Genomic DNA, 15507 nt, shown 5'->3' on the forward strand with positions numbered 1-15507 from the left:
TCTTCCTGAACTCCTGCTGCGGTCGGTAAACCATCGGGTGGATCTCGCGCACGAAGTGCCCCAGCGGCCGGCGCGAAACGATGAGTCCTTCATTCACGAGGGCGGCCAGGCCCTGGCGCACGGTGTAGCGCGTCGCGGCGTATTTCTCCTGCAGTTCAGCCTCGGTCGGAAGCTGACTTCCGGGTGGCCTGGTGCCATCAGCGATCTCGGCGCGGAGGTCATCCGCGACGCGCTGGTAGATCGGCGTATTCGTCCTCATGCGACTCATGTGTACTCGCATGATCGGCCATTGTCCAGTCAATGCGACTCATCGACACGATGCACTTGACCTTCGCTCCGGACAGTGCCATCGTCATCGCAGCGGGCATTGTCCAGTCAATGCGAATGGGCAAGCAATGCGCTGCATCACGCTGCCCGCAACGTACGGAACGGGCTCCCCCGGGAGATCTGCCAGGACCACCGAGAGAGCCGTTCTAGAGGCCGTTCCATCGAGAGGAGCACGACCCCCATGAACATCATCGTCGCAGGTCAGCGCATCGTTACGGGACTCCGAGTTCTTCGAGGTCGCGAGCGGGTTCGACATGGTCGAGCCGCTGGAGCTGGAAGAGCTGGACTTCACGGCCGGCGGACTCGCCAGCCGGGACGCGCTGACGTCCTTCATGGACGACTTCAAGGTCGAGACCGACACCGACCGCGAGGACGCCACGTACTACCGGTCCTGCTGCGCCGGATGCCGAGGGAGCTGCGCCGCCGTACGGCGCCGCCCCCGTCGTCCTGGCGCCGAGCTGGAGACCGCCGACGACGCCCTCGGTTCGAGGACGACGACTTCACCGCCGACTGGACCGCCGCCGACTTCGACTCGTACGAGGTGCTCGCCTCGGTGGGCAGGCCGAACCCGGCCGCCGCCGTCTCCCTCGCCCGTCAGCCCGGCGCCGAGCGCCGCGCCGTCCGTACGGCCCTGCGCCTGGTCCGCGACGAGGTCCAGACGGGGGTGGCGGCGTGATCACCGTCAACCCGCGCCTCGCGCTCCTGCTCTCCCTGCTGCCCCTCGTGCTGGGCCGTCTGCGGCTGGTCGCCGCGGTGGCCGGCGGTGCGTGGCTGGTCGGGATAGAGCTCTCCCCCGCGCCCGGGTCGGCCTGCTCCTGGTCGCCGTTCTCGTCATCGCGCTCGACGTGCTGCTGACCCCGGCCTACGCCCCGGCCGCGCCGACCACCTCGACCGGTGTCGGCCCCCGGATGAGCGGAGCGGCCCGATGAAGACCAAGACCTCCAAGGGCAAGGCAGCCGCCGCACGCTGCGGGGCTGGATGACCCTGACCGACCTGATCGCCGCCGCGTGCGGGAGCTGGGCCGCCGTGGGCGGCTGGCAGCAGACGCACAGCGTGGTCGAGACCCTCATCCACTTCGCGCTGGTCTACGGCGGAGTCCACCTGTTCAAGCCGATGGTCAGCAACGGAGGCCACCGATGAGCTACCGCGAAGAGCGTCGCGCCGACCAGGCCGCCGCCGGCCGAGCAGGCCCGCAAGGACAAGGAGCTGCTGCTGGGCAAGCAGCTCGAAGCCCAGCGGCTCGCCGCCGAGGAGAAGCGCGCCGACGAGCAGGCCGCCGCCGAGCGCAAGCGCCAGGACGCCGAAGCCCGCGCCGAGCGCGAGCGCCGTGCGACCGCCGAGCGCAACCGGCAGAAGAAGCAGACCAAGGCGCCCGGCAGGCCAGCCGTCGCAGCTGGTCGTGTGGGTGCGGGACAACGGCGACGTCGCCGCCGTCCTGGCCGTCATGGCGTGCGGGATGATCCCGGCCCTGGTCGCCCAGTTCGGCTCGCTCCGCACGATGGGCATGGGCCTGCTGCTCGCGGGTCTGCTCCGTTCCTCCTGGAGCTGGGTGCGTGGGCGGCGACCGCGGGCGAGGCGAGGCCCTGCGCGAGGGACGCGACCCGACCCCGTACCGGATCGCGGTGTGGACCTTCACGCTGCTGGCCGCGACGGTCAACTCGATCCACGGCTACAAGGACTACGGCGGCATCGGCGGCGCCCTGGTCCTGGCCGCGTCCTCGATCGCGCCGGTCGCGCTGTGGCACATGGTCATGGCGGGCCGCCACTCGAAGAAGGCGAAGCGGACCCGCGAGCAGATCGCTGCGGAGAAGCGCCGGCGCGAGGACGAGAAGGCACGGGCCAAGCACCTGAAGGACCGCCGCCGTCACCACCCGAAGGTCGCCAAGGAGGCCGACCGGCTGCTGTCCGCCGCGACGTACGGCGAGATCACCGGAGAGCAGGCGTTCGCCGCCGCGTGGCGGATCGTCCACGGCACCGAGCCGGGCATGACGCCGGAGCTGTACGCGACCGCGACGGCGTCCCGTCTCAAGGTCGGCGCGGCGTTCGAGGTCGCCGACGAGAGGCGTCCCGACCTGATCCGGGCGGGCCTTCTCGCCGGACTCCACAACCCCGTCCCACACCGTCTCGCAGAGGGCATCCCGACGTTCGGAGCAACCCTCCCGATTGCGGCCCGCAGCGGGGCACCCAAGGGCCTCACAGCCCAAGCGGGAATTGGGTTGTACGGCTCTGAGGGATCTTCGAACGACAGCGAGAACGCCAGCGATTCCGCACGCGGAAACGACAGCGGGAACGCTGGCCGGAAGGGGCGTTCCGACGAGGAGTTGGAACACCTTCTCCCGGACGCTCACGCCATCGCCGTGGACCTGGTCGCCGAGGGCAAGACGATCAGCGCGACGGCCCTCGCGAAGCGGATGAAGGTCCGGCGCGAGGACGGCATGTGGCTGCGGGACCGGGTCGTCGCCGAGCGCAAGCTCCGGCTCATCGACGGCGACGGCGACGCAGCGGTGGGGCCTGAGCCATGGCCCGCCGGATCGCTGATCTCTGGGACCCCGAGGGGGAGCGGCACGACGTGCCGACCTTCCCCTGGGGCCTGGCCCCGGAAGGGACCGCGACGCGCGACCAGCTCGTGGCGCGCGGTCTCCGTCCCCGGGGGCCGGCCGTCGCACAGGTCATGTGGTTCAGCCGGAAGTCGCCGGACGAGCCGCGGTTCGCCCGCCTCTACGACGCCGCCAAGGCCACCCCGCCCAAGCCCCGCTCGCCGGGCCAGATCGCTTCCCTCGCGGCGGCGATGCAGGCCCGCCGCACCTGCCCCGAGTGCGGAGAGACCCGCTCGTACTGCCTCTCGACCCGACTGCGGGTCTGCACCCCCTGCGCGGACGGCTTCACCACCGCCGCCTGAACGACTCGCCCCCCGAAACCGGCGGGCCCGGCAGCACCACCTCCTACAGCGCGCTGCCGGGCCCGCCTCCCTCCCGAAGGAGAAGCACCAGCATGACCGAGCAGACGACCACCAGGACACCGGACAAGACCGAACTGGCCACCGTCATCGACCTGTACCCGGGTGCCACGACCGTGCCGCACCCGGCCGCCGGCCCCGACGCCACGGAGCCCGCCCCCGCTTTGGGTGGCGAGACCGAGGCCCCACGGTCGTGCTGACGAAGGAGACCGGCCAGGCCCTGGAGGGCAAGGTCATCCCCTCGTGGGAGCTGTCGGACGACCCCGAGGGAGACCGGCCCTGGATCAACCCGGCGCTGAAGACGCCGGAAGGCCGCAAGGCCCGGGGAAGTACCTCCAGCGGATGGCCCGCCGCAAGGCCCGCCGGTGGGTCTCCCGCCAGACCACCGTGCGCGGTGTCCTGCCCGCATCCTTCCGGGGTGCCGCCCGGGTCCACCAGTGGACGCGCGGTGTCGAGGGCATGACGGCGTCCGCCGCCGAGGCCCGCGCCGCGATGCTCGCCAGGGAGTCCGCCGCCGCGACCCGCCGCGCCCGCTTCGCCCTGATGCAGAAGGACTCCAAGCGGAAGGCCGCCGAGTCCGTCCAGCAGGAGGCGCAGATCGCCCTCACGCAGGCCGTGGCCGCGAAGTCGTCGGCGCGCAAGAAGTTCGCCCTGCGCGCGGCCGGTGCCTACCTGCCGTTCGCCGGGATCGACATCACCGGCCTCATGGTCGAGGGCGTCGGCGGTCTGGCCGCCGGACTCCTGGTCAACGTGGCCGTGCTCGCCCGCGTCGGCCGTACGCCGAACCTGACGCCGGAGGACCTGGAGGCGCTGGAGCGTGCCGAGGCCGGCCTGCCCGAGAAGTTCGAGCTGGGCATGACCCCGCGCGCCTTCGAGAAGCTGCTGCACCAGGCGCTCACCGAGGACGTCGGCGTCGCGGTGTACGCGATGCAGGTCCACCCCAAGGACTGGGGCTTCGAGGTGGTCGTCGTCCTCAACCGGCAGACCCCCGAGAAGCTGTCCGACTCCCTCGACAAGCTGGAGGCGTGCCTGCCCGGCGTCCGCACGAACTCGATCCTGCTCCAGCAGGCGGCGGCGGCCCGCAACGAGTGCACGCTGCGCATCCCCGGAGACGACCCGTGGAAGGCCGTCCCCGAACTGCCCTACCGCAAGCCCAAGTCGGTCTCCACGAACGACGTTCACAAGGCGCAGATCGGCGCGGACATGTCCGGCCGAATTCTCGCGCTGCCGCTCAAGCGGACGAATGCGAATGTCGTCGGAAAGTCCCGCTCGGGTAAGTCCACAATGCTCCGGGCAATTCTCGACGCACTCACCGCGACGAATGACCGCATCATCATCGGCATCGACCTCGGCTCGTACGGCTCCGGCTTCGGCCCGTACCGCAAGGCCATGGCCGCTGTCGCCCGCACGCCGTGGGAGGCCCGCGAGGTTCTGGAATGGGCGCTCGCGGTCGGAATGAACCGCCCGAAGCTGTTCGACAAGTTCGGAATGGGCCTCAACTGGGAGTCCTCTCCGGAGCGTCCGGGAATCACCATCGTCATTGACGAATTCCCCGCGCTGGTCACCGCGTCCAAGCGCGAGGTATTCCCGAAGATGGACGAGGAGAGCGCCGAGGACAAGCCGCTGCGCCTGGACGAACTGGTGCAGCAGATCGCCCTCACCTCGGCGAAGAGCGACGTCACCCTCGTGGTCGCCACACAGGCCGTCACGAAGGACCGGGTCGGCTCCAACGCCTGGCTCTCCGAGCTGCCGGTGCAGGTCATGTGCGCGTGCGACACCGACGACATCAAGCTCATCGCCGGGGGCGGCGCGATGGCCCAGGGCTGGAGGCCGGACCGGCTGCTGCCCGCGATGGGCAACGCCATCAACGACGCCTCGGTCGCGTACGTCCTGGCGGGCGGCGACTACTGCGAGCCCATCCCCTACCGGGCCTGCATCCTCTCCGACGACGAGGCCGACATCCGGGCCCGCGAGCGCGCGGCGTCCGGCGCGATCGACCTCGACCCGGAGAGCGCGAAGTTCGCCGGCGGAATCGGCGTCCTCCCGGCGGGCGACGACGAGCTGCCCGACGACGAGGAGGACCAGGAGCCGGGCGGCGTCGCCCTGCTGAAGGTCGCCCGCGCCATCTTCGAGGGAGCCGGGAACCCCTCCGGCCTCTCCCCCGAGGACTTCTACGCCGCCCTCGCCGACGAGGACCCCGACACCTGGGACCCGGCGAACTTCGAGGGGAGGACGGCGAGCCGATGACCGCCGACGAGATCCTCAAGGCCGTCCTCAAGGCGGTCCTGGAGCCCCACGGCATGAAGTGGGCCAAGGACAAGTACCGGCCCAAGGGCGGCGGCGCCTCGGTCCGCGGCTACCGGCTCCTCGACCTGAAGAAGCTGCTCGGCGAAGAGGACGCCTCGACGGCCTCCGGAGGCTGATCCGGCCCCGGAACACCGGCGGAACATGCAGGTCAGAGCGTCGGAACAGTCCCGGAACCGGCCCGGAACACGGGCCGGACCCCGGAACATGTTCCGCCCTCCGGCCCCCTGTTCCGCCGGTGTTCCACCCCTCTGACCTGCATGTTCCTCCCTGTTCCGCACCCGTTCCGCGCCCGAAAGATCCCGAGGAGTCCGAATGCCCATCCAGCCGTGGCAGAGCTTCGACCCGGACGCCGGGCGCTTCTTCCTGATCTTCCAGCGGCCCTTCCGGTACGTCATCGAGCACCCCGAGCCGACCTTCCGCGTGAAGTGGCTCGCGGTCGTCCTCGCGTGCCCGATCTGCGGTGCCGAAGAGGACCTGCGCCTCGCCCACCAGATCGGCGACATCCAGGTCCAGGGCCAGTGCCCCAAGGACCACGTCTGGGACGAACCGCGGATCGACGTCGGCCACTTCCACGCCTACGGCCGGATGCGTTGGACCAACCCGGACCCGGACTGGCAGTGGCTCCTGGACGCCGGATTCGGCGAGGAACCCCCGCCGCCGATGGAGATGAAGGACATCACCGACGCGGCGAAGGTCGTCGGGAAGGTCCTCGCCCGCGAGGCGAAGAAGAAGGCGAAGGCGACGGTCCGCAAGCCCGTCCGCAAGGCCAAGCGCGAGATCAAGAAGCAGGCCATGCGCCCGGTCGCCGCCGTACTGCGCACCGCGTGGGCGTGGCAGGCCGGCGGCGTCCAGCCGGTCGAGCAGCCCAAGCGATCCAAGGAGCGGACGGCGCCCGAGCCGAAGACCCCGCCGCTGTCGGCGTACCGCAAGGCGTACGGCATGGAGGCCCCGAAGAAAGGCCCGAAGTGCCTGGTCTGCGAGGACTCCGGCCGCATCAGCGCCCCAGGCGTCTCGATCCCCTGCACCGAGTGCAAGGGCCCGGCCGCCGCGGCGATGGCCACCGCCGAACGCCGAGCGGCCAAGGCCCGCGAGCCGAAGACACCGAAGGCCGGCGCTCCCGCCGTGCAGAACGTCGCCGGGTCCGGGAACACCCGCGTCGTCCAGGTCTCCGGCAACGGCCAGCAGGTCAACGGGCAGACCACCACCCGCGCCATCACCCGGCCTCCTACCGCGCAGGAGGCCGCCGCCGCGCGGGGTGCCGTGAACGAGGCGGCCCGCCTGGTGCGCGAGTCCCGAGGCCAGTCGTCCTCGACCGTCCAGATCCACGGCAAGAACAACTCCGTCGTCAACAACACCGTCACCAGCGACCGCCCCAAGGGGCCCTGACCTCCGAGAACGAAAATTGTGCAGATTCGGAGTCTGCAAAAGCTAGACATGCCGACTCGGAGTCTGCATTATGGAGTCACGGCAAGCGAAACGGCCAGCAAAACCGCAAGCGGAAATGCAAGCGGACACAGGATCTGAGGAGATCACCTTGAGCACGCAGAAGACCTTCACCGCGACCACCATGGGCACCATCTGGGCCGAGATCATCAGCCACATCGGCGCCGTGAACGTCACGGTCGACCCGACGCTGAAGTCCGCCGAGGTCACCGTCCGCACCGCCGACGACGAGGGCCCGATGGCCGACGCGGTCAACGACACCGTCATGGACGAGCGGGACTCCAACGGCCACAACGTCATGGAGATCCGGGTGCCGAAGCTCCCCGGCGGTGGCGGCGTCCACACCAGCGTCCAGATCGGCGGCAACAACTTCTCCAGCTACAGCTTCAGCGGGAGCAACACGGGCGTGGTCATGTCCGGCGGCGACATCTTCATGGGCGGCCGTCAGATCGTGTCCAACGGCCGCGTCGTCGCCGAGGCCGGCACCGTCGTCGGTGGCGTCGGCTCCGGCCAGATCATCGTGGACGTGAAGCTCCCGGCCGCCTCCTCGGTCCGGCTCAACACCACCAGCGCCGACCTGACCGTCCTGCGCGGCACGCTCCACACCCTGGATGTCCGCTCGGTGTCCGGCGACGTGGAAGCCAAGAGCGTCCACACCCTGCGCGGCAACACCACCTCGGGAGACTTCGAGGTCGACAAGGTCGCGGCGAGGGTCGACGTCACCTCGGTCTCCGGTGACATCGAGATCGGCGAGTACAGCGGCAGCGACTTCCGTGCCAACACCGTCTCCGGCGACGTCCACGTCACCGCGACCCCGGCCGCCACCGGCAGCATCGACGCCACCACGGTCTCCGGCGACGTCGTCACCCGTGGCGCGAGCCACCTGAACGTCCGCGCCAACACGGTCTCCGGCCGCAAGCGCAACCGCTGACTTCGCCCCGGGGCGGTCGCCATCCCGGCCAGGAATCCGCCGACCGCCCCGGGCCCCGGTCCCGAACCGCAAGCAATCCCGCCAGCAGAAAAGCAAGCAGGGGAGACAGCAGTGAAGAAGCCCAACCGCCTCGTGACCTTCCTCTACGGCCTGGTCGGCATGGCCCACGCGTACGAGTCCGCCGAGGAGGTCCGCGAGGTCATCGCCGACAACTGCTTCAACACCCTCGCCGACCGGGCCAAGAACCACTGGGACGGCGCGAACACCCTGACCGACTCCCTCGCGTTCCAGCCCGGCCTGCTCGACCTGCACGACGAGCTGCACGACACCTGGCACTACCTCACCGCCCTGAAGGCCCGCGCCCGCGACCTCGGATACGGCACGCTCACCGAGCACCTGGGGAGCGCCGCCGACTCCACCCGCGACGTCCTCCAGGCGGTGGCCACGGCCGCCGAGAACACCGTCCCCTCCCCCGCGATCCCCGCGAGCAAGTAGGGACGCCCCGTGGCGGCCGCCATCCCGGCCAAGGTCCGCCGGCCGCCACGGGCCCCGATCCCGCTCCGCAAGGGCAGCGGGGGGAGCCACATCATCCCCGACACCGAAACGGAGCCAGAAATGCCCCGCCCCGACAAGGAGACCCGCGCCGCCGCCAAGGCCCGCATCGCCGAACTGAAGAAGACCCGCGACCAGGCGCACGAGGACGCGGAGAAGGCCAAGGCCGCCGCCGACGAGGTCATGTGGCAGGCCATCGCCGCCGAGCTGGACAAGGGCGAGGCCCTCCAGCTCGACGCCGCCGAGGCCACCGAGTTCAGCCGCGACCACGTCGCCAAGCGCACGAAGCAGTACCGCACCACGCAGGACTGATCCGAGGTCCGGCCCCCGAGCCCCGGGGGCCGGACCCTCCTCTCGAACCAGAAAGCCGAGGTCACCACCGTGAGCACCGACCGCGCTCCCCACCTCCCGCGCACCGAGGCCACGGTGCAGCCGTACCGCCCGTACGACGTCGACACCACCCCGCACTACCGCCTCCCCGTCCAGGCCCCGCTCACCGGACCGGTCGAGCTGTACGCCGAGAACGACCCGGTCGTCTGGGTGCCGGACGCCTACGGGCAGCTCGTGCCGATGCGCCGGTCCGCCGCCCCGGCCCCGATGCAGCCGATGCCGCCCCGCGACCTCACCCCGCAGCCGCTCCTCGACCCGCGGGCCCAGCGCATCGCCGCCGGCGGCGTGCTCGCGGCCGGGACCGGCTGGGGCGTCGGCCAGGCCATCGGCGCCTTCGCCGGACTCGGCACCGGCGCCCTGATGTGGCTGGCCATCGCGATCGTCGCCTGGAAGGTCGCCCCCGCCGCGATGAGCCGCACGACGATCCAGAACACCACGCACGTCACGAACACGAACCGCGGCTTCGGCCGGTCCACCACCAACGTGAACCACTGAGAGCGGAGACCCCGATGGCGAGCAAGAAGGCGTTGAACCCCCCGCCCGGCGAGTGCCGCCAGTGCTGGCTGCACGCGTACGACAGCCGCGCGCAGCACAAGCACCTCGGTCCGCGCGAGGACTGCCCGGAGTGCGTGTCCCACATGGGCGGTCGCCACCCCGAGCACATGATTGTGAAGGGCTGACCATGAAGCTCACGCTCCCGTGGATGAGCCGCGCCGACCGGCGCCGCTGGACGTCCGCGCGTACCGTCGCCGACCTCGGCGAACTCATGGCCCTCTGGCTGGAGGGCGAGATCGCGTCCCGCCCCGGCTACGCCCCGCGCTACGGCCCCGACGAGGAGACCGAGCACCTGGTGCCCAGCCTCGCCGCCCTGTGCCGCGCCGGGTACATCACCACCTGCTCGCAGCCCGGGTTCGCCGGTACGGGAGCGAACGGCCTGTGGTGGGAGCAGCGCGCCGCGGTCGAGCTGGTCGTCACCGACGCCGAGCTGCTGCACCGCCTGGTCGACGCCGCGACCGGGGCCGGCCTGCTCGTCCGCGTCAACGACCACCGGCGCGGCGTCGGCGTCCAGGACGAGCCGGTCATCGCCACGACCTGCGACGGCGAGCCGATGACCGCGTTCGGCGGCCGGATCAGCCGCGCCGACATGGCCATCCAGTGGCCCGAGCTGAACCGCGACCTTTACGGCCAGGTCGCCCACGGCACGTACGTCTCGATCGTCGCGCCGGAGTACGGCCCCGCCGGAGACCGGCTCTGGGTGCTCCTGGACCAGGTCACCGGCCTGCGCCCCGCCCCGGACCCGGAGGACGACCCGTGGTCCGACGAGCCGAAGTGGGACGCGTACGAGGACCTGGAGCCGGAGCCCGGCGAGTGCGCCCTGTGCGGTGCCCCGATCCACCACCGAGGCCCGTACTGCAGCAAGGCGTGCGAAGAGGCCGACGCCGACGACACCGCCGTCCACAACTGACGAGAGGGAGACCCGCCATGTTCGAGAACCGCCGAGCCCAGCAGCGCCACAACAAGCTCATGCGCGCCGCCGACAAGCTGGTCGGCCCCCTGGAGGCGCCCGCCGCCCCCGCCGATCTCGCCGCGCTCGTCTTCGGCCTCCACCGCATCGAGCTTCGGGAGGACGAGGCCGCCCGATACCTGGACGCCGCCCGGGTCCGCCGCGGCTACCGCCTCCCCGAGCCGCTGCTCGACATCGAGTCCGCCGGCGGCGAGGACGCGGCCACGGAGGAGCACCTCGACCACGACCAGGAGGAGCCGGAGCCCGCCGCCGTCAACTGACCGGCACCCGGGTACGGCCCGCCCCCAGCGACACCCGCCCCCGCTTTTGGGTGGCCATACAGCCCGGGGACCCACGGCCAGACGGCCGGTTCCCGGGCTGTGTGCTGGGCCGACGCGCGGGGCAGTGAGGCGCAGATCACGCCCCGTGTGAGCCGGGGGAGCAGACGACCGGCCCCCGGATCGAGATTCTTTTTCGTGGGGCTGACCTGCACAGACACGCATTATGCCGACTCGGAGTCTGCGAACCCGTAGACATGCCGACTCAGAGTCTGCATTATGGAGTCAAGGCAAGCGAAACAGCTAGCAAAACCGCAAGCGGAAAAGCGAGCGGAAACCCGATCGGAGATGTCATGCGACAGACGATGCCCACGGCAGACGAGAACGCGAAGGCGCTGGAGCTGGCGGCCCAGGTGGCGGCCCTGCTCCAGGAGCTGGACGCGCTTCAGCCCGGCAGCGTCCAGGCCGGTCCCGGCCGCATCTCCGGCCCCGGCGTGGAGATCCGCCGGGGCCTCGACGGCGCATGGGCCGCGCGCGCCGGCCGCTGACCCTCTCCCGCCCCGCACCACCTGACGAAGGAGCCCAGCACTCATGACCGCAGCCGCAGTCTTCGCCGCCGTGTTCGTCGCGCTGTTCATCGCACACTCGGTGGGCGACCACTGGGTGCAGACCTCGCACCAGGCCGCCGAGAAGGGCCGCGCCGGATGGGCCGGACGCCTCGCCGACGCGCGCCACGTCTTCGGACTGACGATCACCAAGGGCATCGCGCTCGCCGCGGTGGTCCTGGTGCTCGACCTGCCCGTCACGGTCCTCGGTCTGGTAGCCGGCCTCGGCATCGACGCGGCGACCCACTGGTGGGCGGACCGCAGGTCGACGCTCGCCTGGCTCGCCAAGGTGACCGGCAAGACGGAGTTCTACTCGCTGGGCACCGGCGCCCACCCCGCGCACCCCGTCACCGCCGAGGGGAAGCCCGCCGCCACGCTCGGGACCGGCGCTTATGCCTTGGACCAGTCATTCCACCACCTGTTCCTCGGAGTCGCCGCCCTCCTTATCGCGGCGCTCTGACCTGCGAAATCCCGGACAATCCAGCTAGATACTGCGTCTCTCACCCCGGAAGGAATTCAGTGGAACGCACCCCGAAGCTCAGCCTCGACCAGGAACTGCAGGCGGCCGTCGCCATCGTCCGCATCGGTCTCGACCGCATCCGCGACGCCGCGTGCCGCACCGAGGAGGTCGGCCCGCACGCCGCCGCCCTCCAGGCCCTGTACGACCCGACCAAGCCCGACACCGGCGTCCTCGCCGCCGTCGCCGACGTCGTCGGCACCATCTCGGTGTCGGTGACCGAGGTCGACCACGACGACATCGACCGCGTCACGGAGCTGCTGGACGAGGCCCAGGGCGTCGTCCAGGACAGCACCGGCGACCGCATCCGCCACGCCCTCGACCTCCTGGCGCCGCTGCTGAAGCGGTGCGAGGAGTGCGGGAAGCAGAAGCCGGACGTGGAGGTCATGGCCGACCCGTTCTCGACCGCGCTCTACCCCGAGGAGACCGACCACCGGCAGATCCCCCTCTGCCCGCCCTGCGCCGTCAAGCGCTTCGAGGAGAGCTGACCCATGAGCATCCACATTGTTTCCTTCGGCTACGGCCACAGCCCCGCCCCCACGGCCGACCTGGTCTTCGACCTCCGGGCCTTGCTCCGCAACCCGTTCCACAACCCGGAGCTGAAGCACCACACGGGCCTTGACCAGGAGGTGTACGACCACGTCATGACCACCCCGGGCGCCGAGCGGCTCGCGTTCAACGCGGTCGCCACCGCCCGCGGCCTCGCCGAGGACACCGGAGCCGACGTCACGATCGCGTGGGGATGCACCGGCGGCCGGCACCGCAGCGTCGGCCTTGCCCGCGCTTCGTACGAGCTGCTGCGCGACGTCGGCGACGCGGTCACCATCGAGCACCGCGACGTCGACCAGGACCTCCTGCCCGCCGGAGTCCACAACCGGACCGAACCCGAGCCCGAGAGCATCCGCTACACCGCCGACGTGATCGCGATGACGCCGGACGGCGACGTGCTGCTTATCGAGCGCGGATGGCCGCCGCACGAGGGCGCGTGGGCGCTCCCGGGTGGTCACGTGGACAGGGGAGAGACCGCCATCGAGGCGGCCGTGCGTGAGCTTGCCGAAGAAACCGGCGTCCAAGTCCTGGCCTCCGACCTGCGGGAGATCGGCGTCTTCGACCGGCCCGACCGCGACCCGCGCGGCCGGTACGTCACCGCCGCGTTCCTCGCCATCGTCCCGGCCGGCACCCCGATCCTCGCCGGGGACGACGCCCGTACGGCCCGCTGGTGGCCCGCCTCCAGCCTGCCGTCGCTGGCCTTCGACCACGCCGACATCCTCGACCAGGTCCCCAGCCTCTCCCAGGCCCTGAACCCGACCGACATGCTCATGGTCGACCTGGACGGCGGCCGTGGTGGTCCCCTTCCGGGCGACATCGCCTGATCGCCCCAGCACTGTCCGAACCGCACGACAGGATGAAACCGGGGCCGCCATCACGGCGGCCCCGGCTCGCCCCACAAGGAAGGCACCACCCCATGACGAACCTGCACACCCTGCTTGGCGGCTCCACCCCCGAGAACAACCTCGCCGAGGAGTACGCCCGCGTTGTCGACCACTTCGGCCGCATCGCGGGCGCTATGGAGGACGGCAACCTCTACTACGCCTGGGACAAGGTGAGCGGGCTGCGCAGCGCGCTCGACGCCTTCGAGGCCCGGCTCGGCAAGGAGCGCACACAGGACGGCGAGACCTTCCAGCGCTTCGCCGGGCAGGACCTGGACGGCGCGAAGACCGCCACGGCCGCTGTCGCCTTCGCTCGCGCTTACCGCGCGGGCCGACTGCTGCACCCCGCCGAGCAGATCAAGGACGAGGCCGTGCGCCAGGCGGTCCTCGACGGGGAGGAGCGCACCCGGCGCTTCCGTGCCGAGCTCGACGGCTGACGACGACCACCGAGACGACCACAACCGCATCCCAGAGGAGACCGACCCCATGACCGACAAGACGCCCGCCAGGCTCGCCGACGACGCGTACGAGGCCCTCCGTGCCCTCAACCACGCCACGCTCGCCCCGACCCGGGGAGACGAGGACTGGGAGTTCCCCGGCGACGCCTACAGCGTGGTCGGCAACCTCTCCCAGGCGGCGATGGTCCTGCCCCAGGCCCTGGAGCAGACCGAGGCCCTGGTGAAGCACCTGGAGGCGAGCGGGAACCTGCGCAGCGACAGGAACACGCTCGACACCGACCTCGCCGCCACGTACGACGGCCTCGCCGAGGCGAAGGCGGCGGCGCAGACCCTGTTCGAGGCGCTCAACCGGGCCCACTCCGGGCTCAGCCCCATCGCGTACAAGGACTGACCGACACCACCGCTCGTTGGACAGAAGGACCCCGGGGCCGATCAGCGGCCCCGGCCGATCAGAAGGACCGGCATGAACCCGAACACCGAACCGCTCCCGCCCGTCAGCGGAGGCTCGCTGACCGAGCTGCGCGACCTGCTGAACGTCACAGACGAGTCGTGGGCGAGCATCGTCCCCTGGCTCGTCACCGGCCTGATCCCCGAGATCCCGCGCCCCGTGCTGCTCCTCTCCGGCGGGCAGTGCAGCGGCAAGTCCGTGGCGGCCCGGATGCTCGCGAACCTCCTGGACCCGGCCGTGGTGCCCTTCGGCCGGCTCCCCCACAACGACGACGCCTGGCGGGCGGCAGAGGCCGCGTCGGTCTCCGTGTTCGACAACGTCACCCGCATCCCCGACGAGACCTCGGACCACCTGTGCCGTGCGGTGACGGGCGGAACCGTGGTGCGGCGCGCCCTCTACACCGACACCCCGGTCACGACCGAGGAGCCCAGCCGGGCGGTCATCCTCGCCGGGACCATCGACCCCGACGAGCTGCGGGCCGACCTGGTGGACCGCACGGTCGTCGTGGAGCTGAGCCGCATCACCGCGCCGCGGCCGGAGTCGGAGCTGTGGGAGGCGTTCACCGAGGCGCGGCCGCGGATCCTCGGTGCGCTGCTCGACCTCCTGGTCGTCGTGCTCGGCAAGCTGCCGGCGCTCCGGGAGAAGGCCGATCGAGGGGAGATCCCGGCGCACCGCCTGGTCGACCACGCCCTCGTCATCGTGGCGCTCGAAGAGGCTGTCCCGAGCGCGAGGGCGTAGGAGACTCGACACCACCGACCCAAGGAGGGGCAGTGACCGCACAACCCGAGCACCACGACGTCGCGCCGCCGATGCGCACGCTCGCCGAGCTGCGCACCGCCCTGAGCGTCTGGGGCATCCCCGGCGACGCCGACAAGTTCGAGAAGGAGCTGGCGGACGCGGACCTGGACGACCTCACCCGCGTCCGCGAGATCACCCAGGCGTACCGGCACAGGGTCCTGCTGCGGTGCGACCCGCAGGCGATGGCGGCCCTGATGCGCAGCACCGAGGACGTCGCCTTCGAGCTGGGCCAGAAGATGGCCGAGGGGAACGCCAGGTGACCTACGCGTTCTACAGCGACGCCGCCGAGAAGATCCTGCGCTCCGACCTCAGCACGGGCGAGCGGACGGCCGTCATGTCGGTACGGGCCTCCCTGGAGGAAGACCCCACCCCCGACCACGCCCGCGGGTTGCCGGACGCCGACCCCCGCTCCGAGTCCTACGCCATCGAGCTGCTCCCCGAGCAGACCGGCGGGCGGGGGATCACCGTCGTCTACCGCCACGACCGGGACCTGGACGCCGTGCTGATCCTCTGGATCATCGCCGGGCCCTGACCTGATCCGGCGCCACCACCGAAGCGACCCC

At 71.1% G+C, this 15507-nt stretch carries 26 protein-coding genes; 24 read left to right on the forward strand and 2 right to left on the reverse strand.

What is annotated here, in order from left to right:
• Window positions 1–259, reverse strand: a 259-nt coding sequence (locus tag CGL27_RS49395) for a GntR family transcriptional regulator (RefSeq protein WP_162953389.1), incomplete at its 3' end; no start/stop codon positions are given.
• A gap of 471 nt (window positions 260–730) precedes the next feature.
• On the opposite strand from CGL27_RS49395, the gene CGL27_RS49400 reads away from it, so the two are divergent.
• The 3 genes from CGL27_RS49400 to CGL27_RS50600 all read left to right on the forward strand — a co-directional run bounded on the left by CGL27_RS49400 (window position 731) and on the right by CGL27_RS50600 (window position 1467).
• Window positions 731–1003, forward strand: a complete 273-nt coding sequence (locus CGL27_RS49400; RefSeq protein WP_119994924.1) for a hypothetical protein — start codon at window positions 731–733, stop codon at window positions 1001–1003.
• Complete coding sequence (locus tag CGL27_RS49405; protein WP_119994925.1) at window positions 1000–1182, forward strand: hypothetical protein; 183 nt, start codon at window positions 1000–1002, stop codon at window positions 1180–1182. The genes CGL27_RS49400 and CGL27_RS49405 overlap by 4 nt, the downstream gene beginning before the upstream one ends.
• 123 nt (window positions 1183–1305) lie before the next feature.
• The gene (locus CGL27_RS50600; RefSeq protein ID WP_162953390.1) at window positions 1306–1467 is read left to right on the forward strand and encodes a hypothetical protein; all 162 of its coding nucleotides are present in this window, start codon (window positions 1306–1308) and stop codon (window positions 1465–1467) included.
• A gap of 724 nt (window positions 1468–2191) precedes the next feature.
• Here CGL27_RS50600 and CGL27_RS50605 read toward each other — a convergent pair.
• A complete protein-coding gene (locus tag CGL27_RS50605; RefSeq protein WP_162953391.1) occupies window positions 2192–2356 on the reverse strand; it encodes a hypothetical protein in 165 nt (54 codons plus the stop codon).
• Window positions 2357–2845: 489 nt separating this feature from the next.
• Between CGL27_RS50605 and CGL27_RS49415 the strand changes: the two genes are divergently transcribed.
• From CGL27_RS49415 to CGL27_RS49510, 21 genes are all read left to right on the forward strand, one after another.
• Entirely contained in the window at window positions 2846–3226 is a 381-nt protein-coding gene (locus tag CGL27_RS49415) for an RRQRL motif-containing zinc-binding protein (protein ID WP_119994926.1), read from the forward strand.
• Window positions 3227–3318: 92 nt separating this feature from the next.
• Window positions 3319–3483 (forward strand): hypothetical protein, encoded by a 165-nt coding sequence (locus CGL27_RS50610; protein WP_162953392.1) that lies wholly within the window; start codon window positions 3319–3321, stop codon window positions 3481–3483.
• A 142-nt stretch (window positions 3484–3625) separates the two neighbouring features.
• The gene (locus CGL27_RS49420; protein WP_119994927.1) at window positions 3626–5530 is read left to right on the forward strand and encodes a hypothetical protein; all 1905 of its coding nucleotides are present in this window, start codon (window positions 3626–3628) and stop codon (window positions 5528–5530) included.
• On the forward strand, window positions 5527–5706 hold the full coding sequence (locus CGL27_RS49425) for a hypothetical protein (protein WP_119994928.1): 180 nt from the start codon (window positions 5527–5529) through the stop codon (window positions 5704–5706). The genes CGL27_RS49420 and CGL27_RS49425 overlap by 4 nt, the downstream gene beginning before the upstream one ends.
• A 196-nt stretch (window positions 5707–5902) precedes the next feature.
• On the forward strand, window positions 5903–6976 hold the full coding sequence (locus CGL27_RS49430; protein WP_119994929.1) for a hypothetical protein: 1074 nt from the start codon (window positions 5903–5905) through the stop codon (window positions 6974–6976).
• A gap of 148 nt (window positions 6977–7124) precedes the next feature.
• Window positions 7125–7964: a DUF4097 family beta strand repeat-containing protein gene (locus tag CGL27_RS49435; protein ID WP_162953393.1), complete on the forward strand. Its 840-nt coding sequence runs from the start codon at window positions 7125–7127 to the stop codon at window positions 7962–7964.
• 111 nt (window positions 7965–8075) lie between these two features.
• Window positions 8076–8459 carry a hypothetical protein gene (locus CGL27_RS49440; RefSeq protein WP_119994931.1) on the forward strand — a complete coding sequence of 128 codons (384 nt, stop codon included), beginning with the start codon at window positions 8076–8078 and terminating at the stop codon, window positions 8457–8459.
• Between the two features lie 120 nt (window positions 8460–8579).
• Complete coding sequence (locus tag CGL27_RS49445) at window positions 8580–8828, forward strand: hypothetical protein (protein ID WP_119994961.1); 249 nt, start codon at window positions 8580–8582, stop codon at window positions 8826–8828.
• A gap of 69 nt (window positions 8829–8897) precedes the next feature.
• Window positions 8898–9401: a hypothetical protein gene (locus tag CGL27_RS51280; RefSeq protein WP_205587980.1), complete on the forward strand. Its 504-nt coding sequence runs from the start codon at window positions 8898–8900 to the stop codon at window positions 9399–9401.
• 14 nt (window positions 9402–9415) lie between these two features.
• On the forward strand, window positions 9416–9586 hold the full coding sequence (locus CGL27_RS49455; RefSeq protein ID WP_119994933.1) for a pRL2-8: 171 nt from the start codon (window positions 9416–9418) through the stop codon (window positions 9584–9586).
• Window positions 9587–9588: 2 nt separating this feature from the next.
• Window positions 9589–10371, forward strand: a complete 783-nt coding sequence (locus CGL27_RS49460) for a hypothetical protein (protein WP_119994934.1) — start codon at window positions 9589–9591, stop codon at window positions 10369–10371.
• A 17-nt stretch (window positions 10372–10388) separates the two neighbouring features.
• Window positions 10389–10691 carry a hypothetical protein gene (locus CGL27_RS49465; protein ID WP_119994935.1) on the forward strand — a complete coding sequence of 101 codons (303 nt, stop codon included), beginning with the start codon at window positions 10389–10391 and terminating at the stop codon, window positions 10689–10691.
• A gap of 350 nt (window positions 10692–11041) precedes the next feature.
• Window positions 11042–11236, forward strand: coding sequence for a hypothetical protein (locus tag CGL27_RS49470; RefSeq protein WP_162953394.1), 195 nt, complete (start codon window positions 11042–11044; stop codon window positions 11234–11236).
• A gap of 43 nt (window positions 11237–11279) precedes the next feature.
• Window positions 11280–11753: a DUF3307 domain-containing protein gene (locus CGL27_RS49475; protein ID WP_119994936.1), complete on the forward strand. Its 474-nt coding sequence runs from the start codon at window positions 11280–11282 to the stop codon at window positions 11751–11753.
• Window positions 11754–11812: 59 nt separating this feature from the next.
• On the forward strand, window positions 11813–12298 hold the full coding sequence (locus CGL27_RS49480; protein WP_119994937.1) for a hypothetical protein: 486 nt from the start codon (window positions 11813–11815) through the stop codon (window positions 12296–12298).
• Between the two features lie 3 nt (window positions 12299–12301).
• Entirely contained in the window at window positions 12302–13183 is an 882-nt protein-coding gene (locus tag CGL27_RS53745; RefSeq protein ID WP_119994938.1) for an RNase adapter RapZ, read from the forward strand.
• 92 nt (window positions 13184–13275) lie between these two features.
• Window positions 13276–13677 carry a hypothetical protein gene (locus CGL27_RS49490; protein WP_119994939.1) on the forward strand — a complete coding sequence of 134 codons (402 nt, stop codon included), beginning with the start codon at window positions 13276–13278 and terminating at the stop codon, window positions 13675–13677.
• A 49-nt stretch (window positions 13678–13726) separates the two neighbouring features.
• Window positions 13727–14089, forward strand: a complete 363-nt coding sequence (locus CGL27_RS49495; RefSeq protein WP_162953395.1) for a hypothetical protein — start codon at window positions 13727–13729, stop codon at window positions 14087–14089.
• A gap of 72 nt (window positions 14090–14161) precedes the next feature.
• Entirely contained in the window at window positions 14162–14884 is a 723-nt protein-coding gene (locus CGL27_RS49500; protein ID WP_119994941.1) for a hypothetical protein, read from the forward strand.
• Between the two features lie 32 nt (window positions 14885–14916).
• On the forward strand, window positions 14917–15204 hold the full coding sequence (locus tag CGL27_RS49505; RefSeq protein ID WP_240451091.1) for a hypothetical protein: 288 nt from the start codon (window positions 14917–14919) through the stop codon (window positions 15202–15204).
• The gene (locus CGL27_RS49510; RefSeq protein WP_119994942.1) at window positions 15201–15476 is read left to right on the forward strand and encodes a hypothetical protein; all 276 of its coding nucleotides are present in this window, start codon (window positions 15201–15203) and stop codon (window positions 15474–15476) included. The genes CGL27_RS49505 and CGL27_RS49510 overlap by 4 nt, the downstream gene beginning before the upstream one ends.
• Window positions 15477–15507: the final 31 nt, after the last annotated feature.

The organism is Streptomyces sp. 11-1-2, from assembly GCF_003595545.1.
In the GTDB taxonomy this organism is placed as follows: Bacteria; Actinomycetota; Actinomycetes; order Streptomycetales; family Streptomycetaceae; genus Streptomyces; species Streptomyces hygroscopicus_B.